The sequence below is a fragment of the Phyllobacterium zundukense genome, from assembly GCF_025452195.1.
Lineage (GTDB): Bacteria > Pseudomonadota > Alphaproteobacteria > Rhizobiales > Rhizobiaceae > Phyllobacterium > Phyllobacterium zundukense_A.
The window spans coordinates 1,554,824-1,576,015 of record NZ_CP104973.1 but is presented as its reverse complement, the minus strand read 5'-3'; the positions used below and the strand labels follow the sequence as shown (position 1 = coordinate 1,576,015).

The following is a 21,192-nucleotide window of genomic DNA, read 5'->3' as shown; positions in this document are numbered from 1 at the left end:
GGATCATGTCCGGTTCCGCATCGATTCAACCCGACGACAGGCTGCGCGACGTCAAACTCGCGCACGTGCCGTTCCCCGTCACACGCCTGGCCCTTTGGATCTTCACCTTGGCCGTCGCTCTTGGATTCGCCTACATCGTGGCGATCAATCCGAACTTCGGCTGGCCGGTCGTAGCCCAGTATCTCTTCGACCCTACGGTCATACAGGGCCTATGGGTGACACTCGGCCTGACGGTCGTCGCAATGATCATCGGTGTGGTGCTCGGACTCATTCTCGCCATCGCACGCATGTCGAACGACAGGCTGGCGTCGTCCCTGGCCAGTCTGTTCATCTGGTTCTTCCGTGGAACACCGCTGCTCGTGCAGCTTATCTTCTGGTATAATATGTCCACGCTGTTCCCGCGCATTTCCATCGGAATCGCGAGCTGGGACACGAACGACCTCATCACACCGTTGACCGCAGCCATTGTCGGGCTGGCCCTGAACGAGGCCGCCTATATGGCCGAGATCATTCGCGGCGGCCTGCTGTCGGTGGACAAGGGTCAGGCCGAGACGGCGGAGGCCTTTGGTATGAACAAGGCGCGCGCCTTGTGGCGCATCATCATTCCGCAGGCGATGAAGTCCATCGTGCCGCCGACCGGCAATCAGCTGATCAGCATGATCAAGGCGACCTCGCTTGTCAGCGTCATCGCCATGGCCGATCTCCTCTACTCGGTCCAGTCGATCTACAACCGGACATTCGAGATCATCCCGATGCTGCTTGTCGCCGTGCTCTGGTATTTGTTCATCACGTCGATCCTTAACGTCGGACAGGGCGCCATCGAACGCTATTACAATCGTGGCGATCGTGGGTCGACGCCTGCGGACAGGACAAAAGAAAACGCCACGCCCATGGTAGGAGCGGCCCATGAGCATGTCTGAAACCAGCCTTGTGCGGGCCCGCAATGTCCACAAGGCGTTCGGCCCGCTGGAAGTCCTCAAGGGCATCGACCTCGATGTCGCGCCCGGCGAAGTGGTTGTGATTCTGGGTCCGTCAGGCTCGGGAAAATCCACCTTCCTTCGCTGCATCAACCACCTCGAGGCGATCGACCAGGGCTTCATCGAAGTCGCCGGGGAACAGATCGGTTATCGCCTCAAGAATGGACGGTTGAACAAGCTTTCCAATCGCGACATCGCTGTCCAGCGCAGCAAGATCGGCATGGTGTTCCAGCAGTTCAACCTCTACCCGCACATGACTGCGCTGCAGAACGTCATCGAAGCGCCGATCGGCGTCCATGGCCAGAACCGGAACGAGGCCGTCCGATACGCCAAGGAACTTCTCAACCGCGTCGGGCTGGCGGAAAAGATGGACGCCTATCCGCGCCAGTTGTCGGGCGGGCAGCAACAGCGTGTGGCGATCGCCCGCGCGCTGGCAATCCGGCCTAGGTTGATGCTGTTCGACGAACCGACATCTGCCCTCGATCCGGAATTGGTGGGCGAAGTGCTGGCCGCCATGCGCGACCTTGCCAAGGAAGGTTTGACCATGATCGTGGTCACCCATGAAATAGGTTTCGCCAAGGAAGCAGCGGACCGCGTCGTATTCATGGACGGAGGCGTCGTCGTCGAAGAGGGTCCGCCGGCAGAGGTCCTTACCAATCCATCCCATCCCCGCACCAGAAGTTTCCTCAGCCGCTTCATCTGACCGGCGGGCCGAGCAAAACACGGAAGACAGTCTCATGCCCCAAACTTCAAATGAGTTCGCTCGCATTGCGGATTTCGACGATCGGACCCCCGAGCTCATCGAGACGCGCAGGCACCTGCACGCACATCCGGAGCTCTCGTTCGAGGAGCACGAAACGGCCGCCTACGTCGCCGATCGCCTGGAACGCTGGGGCTACGAGGTGACCCGCAACGTCGGAGGTCTCGGTGTCGTCGGTCGGTTGCGGCAGGGTGCAGGCGGACGCAGCATCGCCATTCGCGCGGACATGGATGCCCTCCCCATTATGGAAGCGACGGGCCTGCCCTACGCCAGCACGACCGCTGGCAAGATGCATGCATGCGGCCATGACGGCCATACGACAATGTTGCTCGGCGCAGCCGAATATCTGGCGCGGACCCGCCATTTCAACGGCACGGTAAATCTGATCTTCCAGCCTGCCGAGGAGGCCGGGAAGGGCAGCGGCGCCCAGGCGATGATCGAAGATGGGCTTTTCGATCGGTTCCCTTGCGATGCGATCTTCGGCTTGCACAATCATCCGGGCGCGCCTGCCGGCACCTTCCTGATGCGGCCGGGCCCATTGATGGCTGCCTCCGATACCGCGACGATAACCATTGTCGGAAAGGGCGGGCATGCCTCCCGTCCGCATCTGACAGTCGACCCGATCGTCGTTGCGGCCAACATGGTCATGGCGCTGCAGACAGTCGTGTCCCGTAATGTGAACCCGATCGAGACTGCGGTCGTGACGGTCGGAACCATCCACGGCGGCACGGCGTCGAACGTGATCCCCGAAACGGCCGAGATCGTCGCCAGCATTCGCTCCTTCTCGCCGGATGTCCGCGCCATGCTCGAGCGGCGCGTGCGTGGCATCGCGACGTCGATCGCCGAAGCGCATGGCGCCAGCGTTTCCATCGACTTTGAGCGCGGGTACCCCGTCGTCATCAACTCGGAGAAGGAAACGGCCTTCGCCATAGACGTCGTCAAGGAACTCGTGGGCGACGACAAGGTGGGCGTATGCCCCATGATTCCGGGCAGCGAAGATTTCGCCTATTTCCTGGAACACAAGCCAGGCTGCTTCCTGCGGCTCGGCAATGGCGAGGACTCGCCGATCCTGCACAGCTCGAAGTACGACTTCAACGACGACAGCCTGACCACCGGTGCCGCCATGTGGGCCCGGCTCACCGAGCGATTCTTATCGGCGTAGCCTGGACAACAACCCTTGCTTCCATCGAAGTAAAAAGCATATTCGCTGGCGGCACCGTGACGTGCACGCGTTGATGGATTCCCGCATCGTTGTTCTAGTCCAGCCGCGCAGCCTCCCAACCGGACCAGCGAATTGCATCTCTGTTTAAGCTGAGGACTCTGGCTATATGCAACATTGTTTAGGTATGTTGGGCGATTACTGCAGTTAGACTGATCAAAAGAGCTATAGGGCTGTAAAAATCCAGCTAGACTTTGCCACTCGCTTGCTCCAATACTATAGGAGCGAGGGGGACGATGACCAAAATTTCTGGGATCCTTAATGATGCTGGAGCTGCACTCATGGTGCTGGCATCGCTTGGCGGTCTGATCGTTTCCATCTTCAACTACTTCAATCCCGATAGCGGTATCGCCGGTGAGCCAGGAACGCTTCTGGTGATTGCGTCCACCATTCTGCTGGCCCTGTTCGGTATGGCGCTTGCCAAATTGAACTCCGGCTTCCTCCGGTCGTTCTTCATTGTCTCTTCTCTCCTCAATATCGCCGGCACATCATTCGCCGGGTATCTCCTGCATAGTCAAACACTTGTGATCCTTATGCTCGTCAGCCTTCTCGGCTGGATTCTTCACGTGTTCAGACGGCGTCGCGCGTTTGCCTGAACCAAGCTTTTGCAATGGTGACCGACGTGATGTGGACAAAGTATCTATTGTCGGCGTTGTCTGTTGTGGCGTTGACGGCAACTTGCGGCGAACTCCGGGCCCAGAGCGCCGAATGGAGCACCTACAATGGTGACCTTGCGGCACAAAAATTCTCGCCCCTGAAGCAGATCACTCCGCAAAATGTGGGGAATCTCGCAGTGGCATGGCGTACCCATACTGGTGACGTTTCATCCGGTGGACCGCCATCGGCTGGAATGCACAATCGTCCGCCGGCCACTGATCCGCAGGCCGATCTTCCGCCAACAGTATGGTCGGCGACGCCGCTTTTCGTTAATGACACAGTCTACCTCGGCACACCCTTCTACCGGATTTTCGCACTTGAGCCCGATACAGGAAAGGTTAAGTGGAGCTACGACACCAATGCTGTTCTTGAAGCGTTGACACAGCCCGACCTCAAGAACCGCGGCGTTGCTTACTGGCAGGCAGATGCCCCTGACGCTGCGCAGGCATGCCAGAAACGCATCTATATTGGTACGATGGACGCAAAACTGCATTCCATTGATGCAGACACGGGCAAGCCCTGCGCCGATTTCGGCAAAGGCGGCGTCGTGGATATCGACCAGTGGAATGTTGAAAACGCCAAGTGGCCGCTGTCCATTCTCCAGCCTCCAACCGTCTACAAGGATTTCCTCTTCGTTGGTTGGGCCGGCAAGGACTGGGCCGATGCCGTCGATCCACCCGGTACTGTGTTTGCGCTCGATGCGCGGACGGGCGCTCTGCGCTGGACGTTCCATGCCTTGAACCCAGCGGACGCTGCCAAGAGCGGCACCGCAAACGTCTGGGCAAGCATGGCCGTCGATCGTGACCGCAACCTGCTGTTTTTGCCGGTCAGTTCGCCCAGTCCAAACTTTTTCGGCGGTAACAGGTTGGACGCGATCTCGCTCGGGACATCAGTGACTGCGCTCGATGTGGACACAGGCAAAGTCGTATGGTCAAGGCAACTCGTGCATCATGATATCTGGGACCTCGACACCAATTCTGCGCCGACACTGATCGATATCCAGAAGGATGGAGCCACAATTCCGGCGCTGGTGCAGACCTCCAAGCAGGGTTTCCTTTATGTCCTCAACCGCGAGACGGGTGAGCCGGTCTACCCGATCGAGGAACGCCCCTTCCCGGCATCAACAGTACCGGGAGAGAAGGCCTCACCAACACAACCCTACGTGCCACTGCCCAAAGCCGTCGTGGGAGACAAGTGGCCCGGTGTCTTTGGCTTGGCGGACATCGTGAGCTTCGGCTATTGCAGCCGCACCGCCGCGACTTTGCGCGACGAGGGCCGGTTCACACCGCCCAGCCTTGAAGGGTCTCTGGTTTATCCGGGTACGATTGGGGGTATCGAGTGGGGTGGCGGAGCGGTCGACCCTTCGACCGGCACCTTCGTTGTCAACTATTCGAGTGCAGTGCAGATCTACAAGCTGATCCCGCGTGCTGATTATGACAAGGCAGCGACTGCCGGAGGCCTGGAAACCGGCGGTTTCTTTCCGATGACCGGCGCACCCTACGGAGTCCAGCTCACAACATTCCTCAATCCTCTGGGAATGCCCTGCTGGAAGCCTCCCTATGGTTCAATTGCTGCCTATGATCTTAAAACCGGCAAGCAGCTTTGGGACGTGCCGTTCGGCCAGGTGCAGCAATATGGCTTCTATATGCCTGAGTCATGGGGATCGATCACCCTGGGAGGCCCCGTCATCACCGCAAGCGGCTTGATCTTTATCGGCGCTTCCATGGACTCGATGGTGCGCGCACTCGACCTTGCAACCGGCAAGGTGTTGTGGAAGTCTCTCGTATCAGCGCCGGCTGTCGCGCTTCCGGCGGTTTATGAGTATAAGGGCAAACAATATGTCGTGTTTGCAGCGGGGGGTAATTCGATCCTCACTCCAAAGGTCAGCGACGAAATTATCGCTTTCGCCCTGCCTGACTGACGCGCCATCACCATCGCAACTTGGAACCGGGTTGGCAAAAGGGGCTTCGTTGATGAGACAATCCGCTTACTGGTTATTACATCATGTCTGACGTAGCGGGTTCTTATTGGCGCAGCGGCGTTCTCGACCCGCAGGGTCCGGTCGGTGCCGCACAGAACACGATATTGCTGAACGCAACAACGATCATGCTGGCAGTGGTCATTCCTGTCATTCTGCTCACTCTCGGGTTCGCCTGGTGGTTTCGGCACAGCAACGCGCGGGCTCGATACATGCCTGACTGGTCCTATTCGGGCCGCATCGAACTGATCGTATGGTCGATTCCTGCATTGGTGGTGCTGTTCCTCGGCGGTATCGCCTGGGTCGGCTCCCACGACCTCGATCCCGGCAAGCGGATCGCTTCCAGTGCCGCTCCACTCAATGTGCAGGTGGTTTCCCTCGATTGGAAATGGCTCTTCATCTATCCCGATCTGGGCGTTGCAAGCGTCAACAGGCTCATGGTGCCGGCAGGAGTTCCGATACGCTTTCAGCTCACATCCGCGACTGTCATGAACAGCTTTTTCGTGCCACAGCTCGGCAGCCAGATTTACACGATGGAGGGCATGACGACGCGGCTCAATCTGCTCGCAGACAAGCCGGGAAGGTATCCCGGCCTTTCGGCGCAATTCAGCGGCGAAGGCTTTTCGGATATGCGCTTCGTGGTCGATGCAATGCCGCAGCAAGCCTTCGACCAGTGGACTGCAAGCGCACGCACTGCTGGCGGGAAGTTGGACAAGGCGAGCTACTCGGAGCTGGCGCGTCCGAGTTCCGCGGTGGCATCGTCAACTTTTGGTCAGGTCGAGCAAAACCTGTTCAATGATATCGTGAATTCAAACAACCCCGGATCCGGTACATCCCCCGCCGGGCACCATTCGGCACCCACGATTTCTGGCGGAACCTGACATGCTCGGAAAGCTCAGCTGGGCCGCCATACCTTTCGACCAGCCCATTCCGATGATCGCATCCCTCATGGTCATGCTGACGATCTCGGCGGTATTGCTGCTTGTCACGTGGAAAGGCTGGTGGCCCTATCTCTGGTCCGAATGGATCACCAGCGTCGATCACAAGCGCATTGGCGTCATGTATATCCTGCTTGCCCTTGTCATGCTCGTCCGGGGGTTTACCGACGCGATCATGATGCGCTCGCAACTGGCACTGGCGGCTGGCGGCGCGCAGGGTTACCTGCCACCCGAGCATTACAACCAGATATTCTCGGCTCACGGCACGATCATGATTTTCTTTGTGGCGATGACCTTCATGGTCGGCCTGATGAATTTCGTCGTGCCTCTGCAACTCGGTATCCGCGATGTGGCGTTTCCCGTGTTGAACTCGGTCAGCTTCTGGTTGACGGCAGCGGGTGTACTTCTCGTAAACATGTCACTTGTTATCGGCGAGTTCGCGAGAACGGGGTGGTTGGTCTATCCGCCTCTGTCGGAATTGGCGTATTCGCCCGGGGTTGGCGTCGATTATTATCTTTGGGCGCTGCAGATATCCGGCGCGGGCACGCTCTTGTCGGGGATAAATCTGACGACAACCATCCTGAAGCTGCGCGCACCCGGCATGGGTTATATGAGGATGCCGATCTTCTGCTGGACGGCGCTCGCTTCCAATCTTCTGATCGTCGCGGCTTTTCCGATCCTGACTGCGACCTTCGCGATGCTCCTTCTTGACCGCTACCTCGGATTTCATTTCTTCACGAACGAGGCTGGCGGCAATGCCATGATGTATATCAACCTCATCTGGGCCTGGGGTCATCCTGAAGTGTACATTCTGATCCTGCCCGCATTTGGTGTTTTCTCTGAAGTTATTGCCACCTTTTCCGGTAAACGCCTCTTCGGTTATCGCTCGATGGTCATTGCCACCATGGCCATATGCGTTTTGTCCTTCATGGTATGGCTGCATCACTTCTTCACGATGGGAGCAGGAGCAGACATCAACGGCTTCTTCGGGATCATGACGATGATCATCGCGGTGCCGACTGGCGTGAAGGTCTTCAACTGGCTGTTCACGCTTTATGGTGGCCGTCTCCGCTTCGATGCGCCGGTCTATTGGGCGCTGGGTTTCATGGTCACATTTGTCGTCGGCGGCATGACAGGCGTCTTGCTCGCAATTCCTCCCGCGGATTTCGTCTTGCACAACAGCCTGTTTCTCGTGGCGCATTTCCATAATGTGATTATCGGGGGCGTGCTTTTCGGTGCGTTCGCCGGGTATACATTCTGGTTCCCGAAAGCCTTTGGTTTCAAGCTGGATGAGCGCATCGGCAAGGCAATTTTCTGGTGCTGGTTCATCGGTTTCTATCTCGCCTTCATGCCGCTCTATATGCTCGGCCTGATGGGCGCGACACGGCGGATGCAGCACTACGATGTTGCTGGTTGGCAGCCCCTGATGCTCGTCGCGTTGCTTGGCGCAATCGTCATCCTCGCCGGTATCGTTCTGACGATTGTTCAACTCTTCATCAGCATTCGAACCCGCGACCAGCGACGGGATCTAACTGGCGACCCATGGGATGGGCGCACACTCGAATGGTCCACGCCTTCCCCGCCTCCCGCATGGAACTATTCGGTCTTGCCATCGGTGAACGGCCTCGACGCTTACTGGGAAGCAAAGAAGAGTCCCAAATCCCACCGTCAGGATGGTCCGGATCCGGAAACAATCACGGTTCCACGCAACAGCCCCATCGGGTTCGTGCTGGCGTTCTTTGCAGTCATGACCGGCTTCGCCCTGATCTGGCATATCTGGTGGATGGCTATCGCCGGATTGATAGGCGCGCTAATGACCATTCTTGCTCACGCCTGGCGCGTTGCGGACGAGGTCGAGTACATCGTCGAGAGCGAAGTGTCGCGAGGAGCCATATGAGCGCAAGTTCATCGACTCACTCAGAGATTCCACTTTCTGAACGCGGCCCCGCGCCGAGGAATGTTGTGGTCAGCTTCGGCTTCTGGCTGTTTCTCCTGAGCGACATCGTCATATTTGCGGCGTTGTTCGCGGCGTTTGCGGTGCTGTCGCATGAGACGGCGGGCGGACCTTCGGGGGACGATCTCTTCGATCGCAACCGCGTCCTTCTCGAGACCGCTATCCTTCTTGCGTCAAGCTTCACCTGCGGACTGATGTCCTTGACCGTCGAACAACGCAAACTGATCCCGGCCGTCGCCTGGGGCGCGGCTACGTTCCTGCTCGGCGCGACCTTTGTCGGCATGGAACTGTCTGAATTCCATGGCATGATTGAGAGCGGTGCCGGACCAGATCGCAGCGCATTCCTTTCCGCCTTCTTCGCTTTGGTGGGGACACATGGCCTGCACGTGTCGGCTGGGTTGTTCTGGTTGCTGGTCATGTTCGCGCAGGTTCTGACGCTCGGTTTCCGTCCGATGGTCCTGCGGCGGCTGCGCTGTTTCAGCCTGTTCTGGCACGCGCTCGATATTGTCTGGATAGGTGTTTTCACAATCGTTTATCTTGGAGCCCGCTAATGGCAGAACCCATCGAAACGACCGAGGATCAGGAGGCCGGTGCACCGCGCGTCGCCGGGGGAAGCTGGCAGGGCTACCTCATCGGGCTGGTCTTTGCGATCATATTGACGTTGGCTTCATTCTGGGTTGCAGGAACCGACATGATCTGGGGACCGGGCGTTCCCATCCTGCTTGCCGTATTGGCGATAGCCCAGATGGGCGTCCACCTCGTCTTCTTTCTGCACATCTCCAGCGCACCCGACAGCCTCAACAACATCCTTGCACTGGCCTTTGGCGTCTTTGTCGTTGCCTTGGTCGTGTTCGGTTCAATGATCATCATGGCCAATCTCGATGCGAACATGATGTCCATGCCGGAACTGATGAATATGCAGCGCTAGTCCGAACGTTCATTTTAGCCACGGGTATGAAAATGCCTGAGGAAAGACCGCGTCCCCTCCTGTTTCGGAGTGTCGATGACCTCGCGCGCTGGCCCTTCTTCCACGATAACACCATCGCGCATGAAGACGACTATGTCCGCAACTTCACGTGCAAAGGCAATTTCATGCGTGACAATGATCATTGTCATACCTTCCGCAGCAAGATCACGCATTACTGACAGCACCTCGGAAACAAGTTCTGGATCGAGCGCAGACGTGACTTCATCGAACAGCATCACCTCGGGTTCCATTGCCAACGCCCGTGCAATCGCAACACGCTGCTTCTGTCCACCCGAGAGCCTTTGCGGATAAACGTCAGCCTTTTCGGCCAGCCCGACTTTGGCAAGCAATTTGCGCGCCAGAACTGCAGCCTCGGCCTTCGGCATATTCTTCGCGGAAACCGGTCCTTCCATGACATTTTGCAAAACCGTCATATGAGGAAACAGGTTGAAATGCTGGAACACCATGCCTGCCCCGCGACGGAAACGAGCCTGCTCGCGAGCTGAAGGAAGACTCGTTCCAGGTCCGAACTGGAACGCGTCGTTACCGATGCGAATAAGGCCGCCGTCCGGGATGACCAAGAGGTTCATGCAACGCAGCAGCGTGGACTTACCGGATCCTGAAGGGCCAATGAGTGCGATGACGGCGCCAGGAGCAATCTTTAAATTGATATCGCGCAAGACGATCAGATCGCCGAACTGCTTTTTGAGCGAACTGATTTCGATCTTATAGTTCTCGGCAATCATTTTAGTCACTTTCCCGAAGAGCCTTCTCGCTCTTCTTCACGATGGCCGTCAGTGGCACGAGTACGACAAAATAGATGACCGCAATCACCGTATAGACTTCGAGCGGACGGTATGTTTCCGTCGCGGCCGATTGCCCCTGGTAAAGGAGATCGGGCACGGCCAGAACGGAAACCAGCGATGTATTTTTGAACTGGATGATCGACTGGTTCATGAGCGGAGGGATCATTTGCTTGATCGCCTGTGGCAGGATAATGCGCCGCATCACCCGCGCTGGCGTCAAACCGAGCGCCAGACCGGCTTCACGTTGGCCGGCGTCGATCGCCACGATGCCACCACGGATTACCTCGGCATAGAACGATCCGCCATACAACGACAGGGTGAGAACGGCCGCCGTGATGGCGCTCATCTCGATGCCCGTCAAATTGGCAGTGCATAGTAAAACCACAGGAGTTGGACAAGAAGAGGCGTGCAACGAAAGAGTTCGATATACGCCCAAGACACCCATCTTAGAAACGCGAACCGGGAAATCTGCGCCAGACCGGCAATCAGCCCCATCAGCAGCCCTAAAACGACAATGCTGGCCGTTAGGGCAATAGTGACGAGCGTTCCTTCAAATAGCAGCCAACGGTAGCTCCAAAGGATGTTGAAATCCCAATTATACATATCACGACTTCCTGTGTTCCGGTTCGGTGCCCACCAAAGGCAGGCACCGAAACATCATTAAAAGGTAACGCCGGCGGGAATGTCGTCGAGGGTGATATCGACCTTCGCGAGACTGGACACGACGGCCTCTCGGACCAGGCCGAGGCCCTGCGCATAGACGATCCAGGTATTCAGGAAATCACGGAGGGTCTTATCTTCCTCTCGTCGCACGGCCGCGTTGGACGTCGAACCGAAGATCGGCGTCGGAGCGATGACCTTACCCAGGCGAGGATCGCGCTTGACGGCACGAACACCTCCCATCCAGAAGATGCACTGCGCATCAACGCGGCCCGTGGAGAGCGCCAACGTAGCCTCGTCGAGCGATTTCAGCCGTACGATTGTCGCATTGGGACACAGGCGCGAAGCACCCTGGTCGTGCGCGGAACCCATGTCGACCGCGATCTTGACTTCGGGCTTGTTGAGGTCTGCCCACGTTTTCGGTTCGAAACCCGTCTTCGCGATGACAACGAGAGCGCTGTTATAGACCGGGACAGTGAAGTCCACGGCCAAGGCGCGTTTCGGTGTTGGGTTCATTCCGAACATGACATCGATCTTGTTGGCCTGCAGGTCGAGGATGGCGTTGCCCCACGTCGTCTCCACGACTTCAAGCTCGACCTCCATATCTGTGGCAAGAGCCTTGCCGATGTCATAGAACTGACCACCCCACTGGCCGCTCTCCTTGTCCCTTACTGTCCAGGGCGCACCGGTTGCAACGCCGCCGATGCGCAGCTTCTTCGAGTTGATGATCTGCTGAAACGAGTTTTGCGACGGGGCTTGCGCCACAGCCGAGCTTGCACCGGCTAAGGTCGCTGCAATTGCACCTCCTCCGAGAAGGCCTGCGAATTCTCTTCTGGAAACCATGTTATTCCCCTTTCTTCTTTCGGTTGGTAGTTCACTGCGATTTCAGCAGAACCCCCGGGTTCATCCTGCCGTCCGGATCGAGAACGTGTTTAATTTGCTGCATCAGTTCGTAGCGGAGCGGGTCGCACAACCGCTCCAGTTCCGCGGGGAGCTTACGGCCCACTCCGTGTTCCGCGCTGAACGTTCCGCCGAATTGGACGCCGACGTCATGGATCGCCCTTTCGACGTCGAGTGCAAACCCGTCCTGGTCGTCAATGGTGTTCCAATAGTCGTGCGAGAACATCAGGATATAGTGGACATTTCCGTCGCCGAGATGGCACACGACCTGCGTGGTGGCCTCGGGAAATCGTTCCGCTGCCACTTTATCCGCCGCGTCGATGAACGCGGGAACGAAAGATGTCCGTACCGCTATATCATGGACGATACCAATGCCTTCCTTCTTGTTGGCTTCCGATACCGAGTGGCGCACATGCCAGATCTCCTTTGCCTGTTGATTGGATGCGGCAACCACAGCATCACCAACCAGACCGGCCGCAAAACCCTCCTCGAGCAGGCCGCCGAGCATGGCATCCAGGTCCGTGTAACTGTCGGATGTGCTGAGTTCCACCATCAGTGACCATGCAGGCAACTGAGCGAACGGCATGCGAACCCGATCCACGTGCCGCCGGACGAGCTCGAACTGAGAGGCGGATACCAGCTCAAAGGCCTCGATGAATGAGCCGGCAGTTGCGCGAAACCGAGCGAGAAGTTTAACAGCATCCGCCGGCGAGACCACGTCGATCCAGGCGTGCGCACTCTTTGAGAGCGTTGGAAATAACCTCAGCGCCGCGCCTGTAATGATACCCAGCGTTCCTTCCGCACCGATAAAGAGCTGCCGTAACATATAGCCGGTGTTGTCTTTGCGCAGAGCCGCGAGGTCGTTGACGATGCGGCCGTCCGCCAGGACCACTTCCAGCCCGGCAACCAGGTCGCGCATCGGCCCGTACCGGACGACTGCGGTGCCGCCGGCGTTGGTCGAGATGAGTCCGCCAACCTGTGCACTGCCTTCGCTACCAAGACGCAGAGGGAACTGGCGATCGATTTTGTCGGCCGCCTGATGGATTTCAGCAAGTATGACCCCGGCATCCACAGTGATAATATCTGACACGGTATCGATGTCGCGGATACGGTGCATGCGGCGAAGCGAGAGTACGATACCGGGCTTTTCGGCATCGTCACTTTCGGGTACCGCTCCATAGCACAGCCCCGTATTGCCACCGAGCGGGAAAACCGGCTGCTTTTCTTCCGCGGCCACGCGCATCACTGCTGCGACCTCGTCTGTCGAGGCGGGCAAAACCACGCAAACGGCCCTGCCCTGCTTTCGACCACGCCAATCCGTGAGATAGGGCGTCATCTCGGAAGGGTCGCTAACGATCCCTTTGGGGCCAACGATGTCGAGCAGCCGATCGATCACGGATATAAGCCTTTCGTCAAGCGAGATTCACTAGCTTGGCTTGATTGGCGACTTCCTTCAGTTTCGCCAGAGTTGCCTCGGGTCCTGTAACGGCAGCCTGACACTACCTACGGGCATGCCGGCCAGAGCCATGTATTTCTTCAGAGGCCCGGGATTGGTTTCCAGGAAAATTGCCTCGACGACGGAGTCGATCGGGGCCTGGATTTGCAAGGCCTCATGGAGCTTACCCTCCTGCGCAAGCTGGAAGATTTTAAGCCAGACCTTGGGATATATCGACGCGGACGCTAGAACGCCACCGCGAGCGCCAAGTGCGACGTGGGTCGCAAAAAGAGGCTCTTCGCCGCTTAGTATGGCAATTTGATTACCGACATACTTGATCGTCTTGATAAACTCCGGCACGTCATAGGACGAGTACTTCATGCCGATGATGGAGCGATCTTCGACCATCCCCTGTATGCACTCGGCGGTAACGGTTACATTGGTACGACGCGGGATTTGGTAAAGCATAACAGGCACATCGATCTCCTGGCGATAGGCCCGGAAGTATTCGCGCATCGCCTCTTGGGTGCCCGAAGCGTAATAAGGAGTAACCGTCATTACGGCAGAAGCGCCGGCGGCAGCAAAATCCTGTCCAGCCTCGACAGCATCCTTGAAACCAGTGGACAGGACACCGGGAATGACCGGCTTGCCATCCGACGCCTCGACGCACGCTTCCACAATCGCCCTGCGCTCGGATCGCGAGAAAGCCGTATATTCGCCAGTGCCACCGATAGGAACGACCCCGGCCGCGCCACTTTCCAACTGAAAGCGTGTAAGCTCGCGCAGGGCGTCAAGATCGACGGTTCTGTCTTCCTTCATCGGAGTGACTATGGCCGTGTAGAGGCCACTAATTTCATTGGCAGAAAGAGTCGTCATGAATGCATGTCCCATAGTCGGAGGACAGGCGCGATCGGCCACGGTTTCCCAGTGTGATCGCGACCGTTCCGGTTTTATTTTCTAGTTGCGTTGATCGCCTCACAAATGAGATAATTTATGAGCATTCGGCACATGTCAATATTTTTATCAAAAAAATGTACTATAGGAAAAATTCTGGCTTTAGCGTATTTTTCTTTCCAGAGTGGATCATTTGCGGTAGCGGATTGTGAAGTCCGCAACAGCAAAGCATTCGGACGGCAACTGATGGAGAAGGTTATGGCCAGCCAGTCAATCAGCGATCAGGGCGTACTGCTCCACGATGTCATTCGCCGCAAGAGCGACGAACACGCCAGCAGTATTGCAGATGCCGCGCCATCCGAGATGAACATCGGCGCGCGCTTGCATCAGATTCGCAAGGACAGAAACCTGACGTTGCAGAGTGTCAGCAAAGCGACGGGCGTATCTGCCTCGGCATTTTCGAAGATCGAACGCAATGAACTTTCCCCGACAATCGGAACGCTGCAGCGGATCGCCGTTGGCCTCGGAATTGATTTGATGGAATTGCTGAATGCGCAAAATACATCGCCAAGCGGCTATGGCCGCCGCAGTGTTACGCGGGCTGGAAACGGCAAGGCTCATGACACGAATACGTGTGCCAACAACTTCTTGTGTTCGGATCTACGCAACAAGAAAATGACACCGATTATGACGACCGTTTCGGCACGTTCACCCGATGATTATAAGATCTGGGCAAAATCGGGGGCCGAAATTTTCCTGACCGTCCTGGAAGGAACTCTTGTCGTCCACAGCAAGCTGTATGAGCCGCTTGTGTTAAACGAGGGAGATTCGATCTACTACGATGCCAATGCCGAGCACGTGTGGACATCCGCCGGCGAGCGCGACGCTAAAGTGCTTTGGGTCCTCGCCGTCTCATGATCTGCCAAGGCAACTGAAAATGCAGAGACCTTTGAACGCGGGGGGCTTTCGCGACGCCGCCCGGAGAGCTCTTCCCAAAGCCCTCTTCGAATATATAGATCGTGGAACCGAAGATGAGAATGCCCTGCGATGCCTTCGAAACAGTCTCGATTCGATAACGCTCGTTCCGCGCGTGTTGACTGGTCACCCTCAGCGCGAGCTGAGAACCGAAATTCTCGGTGAAACGACGGCGATGCCGTTGGTTGTGGCGCCGACGGCACTGGCGGGACTGGTCTCACACAACGGCGAGATCAAACTTGCCCGAGCGGCTGCGCGGATGGGCATCCCGGTTTGTATCTCCACACAATCCATCACGACCATTGAAGAAATCCGTGCGGGAGCGCCAGGAGCCAGCCTCTGGTTTCAGCTTTACATGTGGAAGGATAGAAACCTGTCACGCGCGCTGCTGGAACGCGTGGAAAAGGCAGGGGTGACGACACTGGTCGTGACGGCCGATACCCCCACAAGCCCGAAGCGGGAATACAACCATCGGAACGGTTTTTCGATTCCGATAAAGTATTCACTGCGCCTTGGCCTGGACGTGGCGCTCCACCCGCGTTGGCTGTGTGGAGTCCTGCTTCGCTATCTCCTGGAGACTGGTATGCCCACCTATGGCCATTATCCGCAGGAATTCCGCAGCGCAGTCACCCGACTTTCCATCGCCGAAGCCGTCCGACTGGAGAACCTTCTGAACTGGGACGACATCCATCAGCTTCGACGCTGGTGGAAAGGTAAACTTGTCATCAAGGGTGTTCTTGGCGTTCACGATGCTCACCTGGCAAAGACTGCTGGAGCCGACGGGATCGTGGTGTCCGCTCACGGTGCCCGCAATCTCGATATTGCGCCCGCGCCGATCGACGTTCTTTCGGGAATCGCAGATGCCGTTGGCCACGATCTTGACGTCCTTGCGGATAGTGGCGTGAAGCGCGGAAGCGACGTCCTGAAGTATATTGCCAACGGCGCCAGGTCAGTAATGATTGGTCGGCTTCCACTATGGGGGCTCGCCACAAACGGTGAGGCGGGAGCCGAGGATCTGCTTGCCATGCTCCGAGATGAAATCGATGTCACTTTGACAATGCTCGGCCTTCAGCAGCCAAGTGAATGCCATACGGCGCTGCAACGAACCCGTCTCACCCCACAACGAAGCGGGACGAAATCAAAATTCGCAGAGCAAGGATCTTGAAACGCTGATCCCTCAGCGACGAACTGCGGGGCATTGCACGATGGTCCAGCGCGCACTTCGAGGTATGGCAGTGGCTCGGCTTTCCGGAACGCGATCCAACGGTACTTCTAACTGCTGCTGTTCCCGCCCATAAATTATCCTGGCAGTTCTTCTGCAGAATCAAAGGGCCATGCGGCAATCGGGAAACAAACCTGGCGTCAGCTATTGACCCTTGTGTCACCCTATGCTGCATTGCAAAAATTCGGTCAATAACATCTTCGCAATGCAGCAAGGATAGCCATGTCGACCTCTGCATCCTTGAATGCCAGACATTTACCCTACCTTGATGCGGTCCGGGGTTTGGCTGCGTTTTGGGTTCTTGCCTCGCACGCAGCGGTGTTAAATGCGGTTCATTGGCCCATCATCTCCGAAGGCGGTTTCGCGGTCGATCTCTTTATGATGATGTCGGGCTTCCTCATGACGCACCACTATATCCAGCGGTCTGTTGCAGAGCCTTGGGGAGCGCCGATGACATGGCAAATGTTCTGGTTGAGACGCTTTTTCAGGATTGCTCCTGTGTTCTACCTTCTTCTGCTCGTTTCGTTCATCATCGGCAACTCGGTCGGCGGCTGGCGTGAACAGATCGCTACAGTTTGGCCTTCAACGGCAACCACGATGCTTCGATACACTGACCAGTCACCGTTGAATGCACTTGTTCACGGATCATTTTTGTTTGGTCTGCTTCCCGAATACAGTTTTCGTACACCCTTGCCCGATTGGAGCATCGGCCTGGAAATGCAGTTCTATGTAGCTTTTCCGATCATCATGCTGCTTTGGGCGCGGGTTGGGGCAGCCGCGGCCATGCTGGCGAGCCTTGCGGTTGCGTTTGCCCTTCAAATGATCGCACCCGCCTACTTTGACGCCTATCCAATGCCAGCAAATCTGGTTTTGAAAATCGATGTCTTCCTGACAGGCATGCTCTTTGCCGCTGCGGCGTCTTACGCAGACAGGCGATCCGCTTTCTTTGGCTCGCTGGCGATGTTGGTGCTTGTGCCGGGCATGATTTTCGGGTCGAAGTCGGCGACGTATGCCGCCACGCAGGGCGCGATGGCGCTGGGGTTTGGCTTCCTTGTCCTTCACAAGCGTATTGCCAGACGTTTCGGCCAACCGTGGATCGAAGACTTGGTCGGCAGGCTTGACTGGCGGCCATTTCGTTTCCTTGGCGATACATCGTACAGCGTTTACCTGGTTCACCTGCTTCTGATGATTCCGATTATAGGCATCCTGTCTGGGCTTCCCGCTTATGTCGGGATGACGGAACAATATCGCGTGCTGATAACGGTCGTCCTTACAGCTCCACCCGTCTATGTAATCAGCTGGGGGCTGCACAGAACGATCGAGATGTATGGTATCCGGTTGGGAAAGACACTGCTCAAGCGCTTTCGCCCTTCGCTCAAGCCAAGCCATCGAGCCGCGTAGGTTCTCCTGCGTGATGCATTGTCACCGGTTGGAAGGCTACCAGGTCTGGCTGTTGTACCAGTCGTCGATTTCGCGCCTGGCTTCGTCCTTCGCCTTGCCGTATCGTTCCTGAATCTTGCCTTCTAGCTGGTCTCGTCTCCCGGCGATGACGTCGAGATCATCGTCGGTCAGCCTTCCCCATTGCTCCTTGATCTTGCCTTTTACCTGCATCCAATTACCTTCCACGCGATTCCAGTCCATGACAGACCTCCTTGTTTGCTGGATTGAAACGCACAAGTTAATCACGTGTTCCAATCAACAAAGCCATGCCGGCGCCAGCGAAAGAAAACCCGTGTTGGATGGAACGCCTTGTTCTTCCGAGGATTAAAGAGAGTCATCACCAAGCGCTGGGAGAGACCCCGCATGACCTCTTTGGAGCACACTATCTCGATTGCTGCCAGTGTCCATGCTGCTTATCTCGCCGACGATGAAGAACGGTACATCTTCCACCCATTGATGCTCGCCTCGGATGCGGAGGATGAAAGGATCGTCGGTGTCCTGCATGATGTTGTCGATTGGCGCGACTTTCGTGAATCGATAGATTCTCGCACCGGAGAACCGATATGCGTACACTGCGCAACAACGGCCTGACCGTTGCCCTTTTGACCGCGTTCCTCATTAGCATGATCGGCATGACCGTCGCTGGCCATTACCATGAAAACGAACGGCTGGCGCAACACGGCCTGCCTGCGGTATCACTCGCCCAATACTTGACCAACGCAAATTTCTTGTCGGCGCTGTTTGAAAACTGGGAGAGCGAATGGCTGCAAATGGCAACCTACGTCGTTCTTACCGCATATCTCTTCCAGAAGGGATCTGCCGAATCCCGCGACCCGGAGGGACCGCCCGAAAAAGGAGGCGAGAACGACGAGCCCCGCTACCCGGCCAAATTGCATAATGTTCCTCTGTTTCGCTGGCTGTATCGCTACTCCCTTGGTCTGGTCCTGGTGTTCTTGTTTATCCTTTCCTTCCTCGGGCATATGCTGGCCAGCCACGTATCATCGAATGCCGAAGCCGTTATCCATGGAAATAGCACGCAGTCACTACTTGCCTATATTGGCGGTGCGCGGTTCTGGTTTGAATCGTTTCAGAACTGGCAGTCCGAATTCTTCTCCACGGCAATGCTGGTCGTTTTGTCAATTTTCCTTCGCTACAAAGGGTCGCCCGAATCAAAACCCCTGAGCGCGAGCCACGACGATACCGGAGCATAATTGGACGCGGGTCAGCCCTGCGTGCGCACCCTTCGCGGCGATTCAGTCGCGCTCTTGGTGGAAGTTGAAATCGGAACCATTGCCTTCGTTCGAGGTTAAGGAAGCGGATACACCACTGCTGGAGCGCTGATAATGCTCGACTTTCCCCGCGCGCGAAACCGGATGGTAGATGTTCAGATTGCCCGGCGCGGTATAAATGACTCCCACATTCTAGAGGCCATGCGCCGTGTGCCGCGCGAAGTTTTTGTCGATCCGGGATTTGAAGAGTTTGCCTATGAGGACAGTCCCTTGCCGATAAGCGAGGGCCAGACCATTTCGCAACCCTACATCGTTGCGCGGATGATTGAAGCCGCGGAATTGAAGCCCGGTGAAACCGTTCTCGATGTAGGCGCAGGGTCCGGCTATGCGGCGGCGGTAGCCAGCCAGATAGCTGACCGGGTGTTTGCCATCGAGCGCCATCACACCCTTGGCGAATCCGCCCGCAGGCGGTTGCAGCAACTCGGCTACGACAACATCGATCTGCGTATTGGTGACGGCACGAAAGGATGGCCAGAAGCCGCGCCCTTCGATGTCATTCTGGTCGCGGCGGGCGGACCGGAGGTACCCCGGGCGCTGAAAGAGCAGCTGACGATAGGCGGTCGCCTGGTGATCCCGGTCGGCCTTGACGAATGGAGTCAGACGCTTCGCAAACTGACCCGTACGAGCGAAACCGACTTTGAGACGGAGGACCTCGGCTCGGTGATGTTCGTCCCCTTGATTGGAGAGCAGGGCTGGGCAGAGGAGAGTGACCGTCCCGTCACCGCAGTGCGCGAACAAACGCTGCCCGATATGATCGCAGCCGCTGCCGAACCGCTGCCTGAATCCGACGATCCGGCGTTTGGAGAGTGTTTTGGCCGCTTTGCTGACCGGCGCGTGGTGTTGCTAGGCGAGGCCAGCCACGGGACATCGGATTTCTACAGTGCCCGCGCCGCGATCACCCGGCATCTTGTCGAAAAACACGGTTTCACGATCGTGGCCGTTGAGGCGGATTGGCCCGATGCAGCGGAGATAGACCGCTATGTCCGGCATCGGCAGGCACGGCCCGGTTCCGACCCGCCGTTCCAGCGTTTTCCCACCTGGATGTGGCGCAACACCGATGTGGATGCGTTCATCGATTGGATGCGTGAATATAATGGCGGGGTAGAGCCTGAGCGACACGCCGGCTTTTACGGCCTCGACATCTACAACATGAGCGGATCCATTGCCGCCGTCCTAGACTATCTGGATGAGGTCGATCCCCGGTCGGCCGTAATCGCCCGCGAACGCTACGGCTGCCTGACGCCTTGGCAAAAGGAGCCTTCCAGCTACGGACGCGCCGTGCTCACCGCCGGCTACCGGAGATGCGAAGATGCGATTGTCGCCCAGTGCCGCGATCTGCTCAATCGCCGCCTCGACTATGCAGCAAGGGATGGCAAGGACTATTTCGATGCCGCGCAAAACGCGCGCCTCGTCGCTGCGGCGGAGCGCTACTACCGCATCATGTATTATGGTGGTCCTGAATCATGGAACCTGCGCGACTCGCATATGTTCGAGACGCTCTGCCGTATCCTTGAGACAGGCGGCCCGGATGCCAAGGCTGTGGTATGGGCGCACAACTCGCACATCGGCGACGCTCGCTATACCGACATGGGTGTTGTGCGCGGCGAACTGACCATCGGCCAGCTTTGTCGCCAGCGCTTCCACAAGGAAACAGCCCTGATCGGATTCAGCACGCATACCGGCACGGTCGCTGCAGCCGCCGATTGGGATGGCGAGATGCAGATAATGGACGTGCGCCATTCGCACCACGACAGCTACGAACGGCTTTGCCATGAGGCGGCCATTCCGCGTTTCCTTCTTGATTTTGATCAACACGAGCTGCTCAGCCAACGCCTGACGGAACCGCGATTGGAGCGGTTTATCGGTGTGATCTATCGACCGGAAACCGAGGTGCTCAGCCACTACGCTGAAGCGTCGCTTGCCCGTCAATTCGATGCTTTTGTCTGGTTTGACGAAACCTCTGCCCTCACACCGCTCGGGGCGGAGCATGCCAAGCCGGGTGCGCCCGACACTTATCCGTTTGGCTTGTGAGCGCGGTTCGTGTTCCCACGATGAATGTTCTGCGGCCAACCTATGCCTTTCTGCGATGAAGTCCGCGCTGATGGAACATTCGGTGGATTG

General features: G+C 57.3%; 20 protein-coding genes and 1 pseudogene. 15 read left to right on the top strand and 6 right to left on the bottom strand.

Features of this window, described 5'->3' with window-relative positions; translation table 11 throughout:
• Positions 1-5 precede the first annotated feature (5 nt).
• The 9 genes from N8E88_RS20075 (at position 6) to cyoD (ending at position 9,411) form a co-directional block, all read left to right on the top strand.
• Positions 6-920: an amino acid ABC transporter permease gene (locus N8E88_RS20075; protein ID WP_262295201.1), complete on the top strand. Its 915-nt coding sequence runs from the start codon at positions 6-8 to the stop codon at positions 918-920.
• Positions 907-1,680: an amino acid ABC transporter ATP-binding protein gene (locus N8E88_RS20070; RefSeq protein ID WP_262295200.1), complete on the top strand. Its 774-nt coding sequence runs from the start codon at positions 907-909 to the stop codon at positions 1,678-1,680. Before N8E88_RS20075 ends, N8E88_RS20070 begins: the two co-directional genes overlap by 14 nt.
• 34 nt (positions 1,681-1,714) lie before the next feature.
• Positions 1,715-2,899, top strand: coding sequence for a M20 aminoacylase family protein (locus tag N8E88_RS20065; protein ID WP_262295199.1), 1,185 nt, complete (start codon positions 1,715-1,717; stop codon positions 2,897-2,899).
• A 293-nt stretch (positions 2,900-3,192) separates the two neighbouring features.
• The gene (locus N8E88_RS20060) at positions 3,193-3,552 is read left to right on the top strand and encodes a hypothetical protein (RefSeq protein WP_262295198.1); all 360 of its coding nucleotides are present in this window, start codon (positions 3,193-3,195) and stop codon (positions 3,550-3,552) included.
• Between the two features lie 29 nt (positions 3,553-3,581).
• Positions 3,582-5,534: a pyrroloquinoline quinone-dependent dehydrogenase gene (locus N8E88_RS20055; protein WP_262295544.1), complete on the top strand. Its 1,953-nt coding sequence runs from the start codon at positions 3,582-3,584 to the stop codon at positions 5,532-5,534.
• A gap of 83 nt (positions 5,535-5,617) precedes the next feature.
• Entirely contained in the window at positions 5,618-6,472 is an 855-nt protein-coding gene (gene cyoA / locus N8E88_RS20050; RefSeq protein ID WP_262295197.1) for a ubiquinol oxidase subunit II, read from the top strand.
• A 1-nt stretch (position 6,473) separates the two neighbouring features.
• Positions 6,474-8,426, top strand: a complete 1,953-nt coding sequence (cyoB, locus tag N8E88_RS20045) for a cytochrome o ubiquinol oxidase subunit I (RefSeq protein ID WP_262295196.1) — start codon at positions 6,474-6,476, stop codon at positions 8,424-8,426.
• Positions 8,423-9,034 (top strand): cytochrome o ubiquinol oxidase subunit III, encoded by a 612-nt coding sequence (cyoC, locus tag N8E88_RS20040; protein WP_262295195.1) that lies wholly within the window; start codon positions 8,423-8,425, stop codon positions 9,032-9,034. The genes cyoB and cyoC overlap by 4 nt, the downstream gene beginning before the upstream one ends.
• Positions 9,034-9,411, top strand: coding sequence for a cytochrome o ubiquinol oxidase subunit IV (gene cyoD / locus N8E88_RS20035; RefSeq protein ID WP_262295194.1), 378 nt, complete (start codon positions 9,034-9,036; stop codon positions 9,409-9,411). Before cyoC ends, cyoD begins: the two co-directional genes overlap by 1 nt.
• A 14-nt stretch (positions 9,412-9,425) precedes the next feature.
• Here cyoD and N8E88_RS20030 read toward each other — a convergent pair whose 3' ends face one another.
• The 5 genes and pseudogenes from N8E88_RS20030 to dapA form a co-directional block, all read right to left on the bottom strand.
• A complete protein-coding gene (locus N8E88_RS20030) occupies positions 9,426-10,196 on the bottom strand; it encodes an amino acid ABC transporter ATP-binding protein (protein WP_262295193.1) in 771 nt (256 codons plus the stop codon).
• Between the two features lies 1 nt (position 10,197).
• Positions 10,198-10,859 (bottom strand): annotated as a pseudogene (locus N8E88_RS20025) (amino acid ABC transporter permease).
• Positions 10,860-10,916: 57 nt separating this feature from the next.
• Positions 10,917-11,759: a transporter substrate-binding domain-containing protein gene (locus N8E88_RS20015; protein WP_262295190.1), complete on the bottom strand. Its 843-nt coding sequence runs from the start codon at positions 11,757-11,759 to the stop codon at positions 10,917-10,919.
• A 31-nt stretch (positions 11,760-11,790) separates the two neighbouring features.
• Positions 11,791-13,212, bottom strand: coding sequence for an FAD-binding oxidoreductase (locus N8E88_RS20010; RefSeq protein ID WP_262295189.1), 1,422 nt, complete (start codon positions 13,210-13,212; stop codon positions 11,791-11,793).
• A gap of 57 nt (positions 13,213-13,269) precedes the next feature.
• Entirely contained in the window at positions 13,270-14,127 is an 858-nt protein-coding gene (gene dapA, locus N8E88_RS20005; protein ID WP_262295188.1) for a 4-hydroxy-tetrahydrodipicolinate synthase, read from the bottom strand.
• A 276-nt stretch (positions 14,128-14,403) separates the two neighbouring features.
• Between dapA and N8E88_RS20000 the strand changes: the two genes are divergently transcribed.
• From N8E88_RS20000 to N8E88_RS19990, 3 genes are all read left to right on the top strand, one after another.
• A complete protein-coding gene (locus N8E88_RS20000) occupies positions 14,404-15,063 on the top strand; it encodes a type II toxin-antitoxin system RelB family anti-toxin (protein ID WP_262295187.1) in 660 nt (219 codons plus the stop codon).
• A 19-nt stretch (positions 15,064-15,082) separates the two neighbouring features.
• Positions 15,083-16,285 carry an alpha-hydroxy acid oxidase gene (locus tag N8E88_RS19995; RefSeq protein ID WP_262295186.1) on the top strand — a complete coding sequence of 401 codons (1,203 nt, stop codon included), beginning with the start codon at positions 15,083-15,085 and terminating at the stop codon, positions 16,283-16,285.
• Between the two features lie 279 nt (positions 16,286-16,564).
• Positions 16,565-17,743 carry an acyltransferase family protein gene (locus N8E88_RS19990; RefSeq protein ID WP_262295185.1) on the top strand — a complete coding sequence of 393 codons (1,179 nt, stop codon included), beginning with the start codon at positions 16,565-16,567 and terminating at the stop codon, positions 17,741-17,743.
• A 36-nt stretch (positions 17,744-17,779) separates the two neighbouring features.
• Here N8E88_RS19990 and N8E88_RS19985 read toward each other — a convergent pair whose 3' ends face one another.
• The gene (locus N8E88_RS19985; RefSeq protein WP_114431191.1) at positions 17,780-17,983 is read right to left on the bottom strand and encodes a CsbD family protein; all 204 of its coding nucleotides are present in this window, start codon (positions 17,981-17,983) and stop codon (positions 17,780-17,782) included.
• Between the two features lie 162 nt (positions 17,984-18,145).
• On the opposite strand from N8E88_RS19985, the gene N8E88_RS19980 reads away from it, so the two are divergent.
• From N8E88_RS19980 to N8E88_RS19970, 3 genes are all read left to right on the top strand, one after another.
• A complete protein-coding gene (locus N8E88_RS19980; protein ID WP_262295184.1) occupies positions 18,146-18,373 on the top strand; it encodes a hypothetical protein in 228 nt (75 codons plus the stop codon).
• Positions 18,346-18,993 carry a DUF6766 family protein gene (locus N8E88_RS19975; RefSeq protein WP_262295183.1) on the top strand — a complete coding sequence of 216 codons (648 nt, stop codon included), beginning with the start codon at positions 18,346-18,348 and terminating at the stop codon, positions 18,991-18,993. The genes N8E88_RS19980 and N8E88_RS19975 overlap by 28 nt, the downstream gene beginning before the upstream one ends.
• A gap of 132 nt (positions 18,994-19,125) precedes the next feature.
• A complete protein-coding gene (locus N8E88_RS19970) occupies positions 19,126-21,102 on the top strand; it encodes a protein-L-isoaspartate(D-aspartate) O-methyltransferase (RefSeq protein WP_262295182.1) in 1,977 nt (658 codons plus the stop codon).
• Positions 21,103-21,192 lie beyond the last annotated feature (90 nt).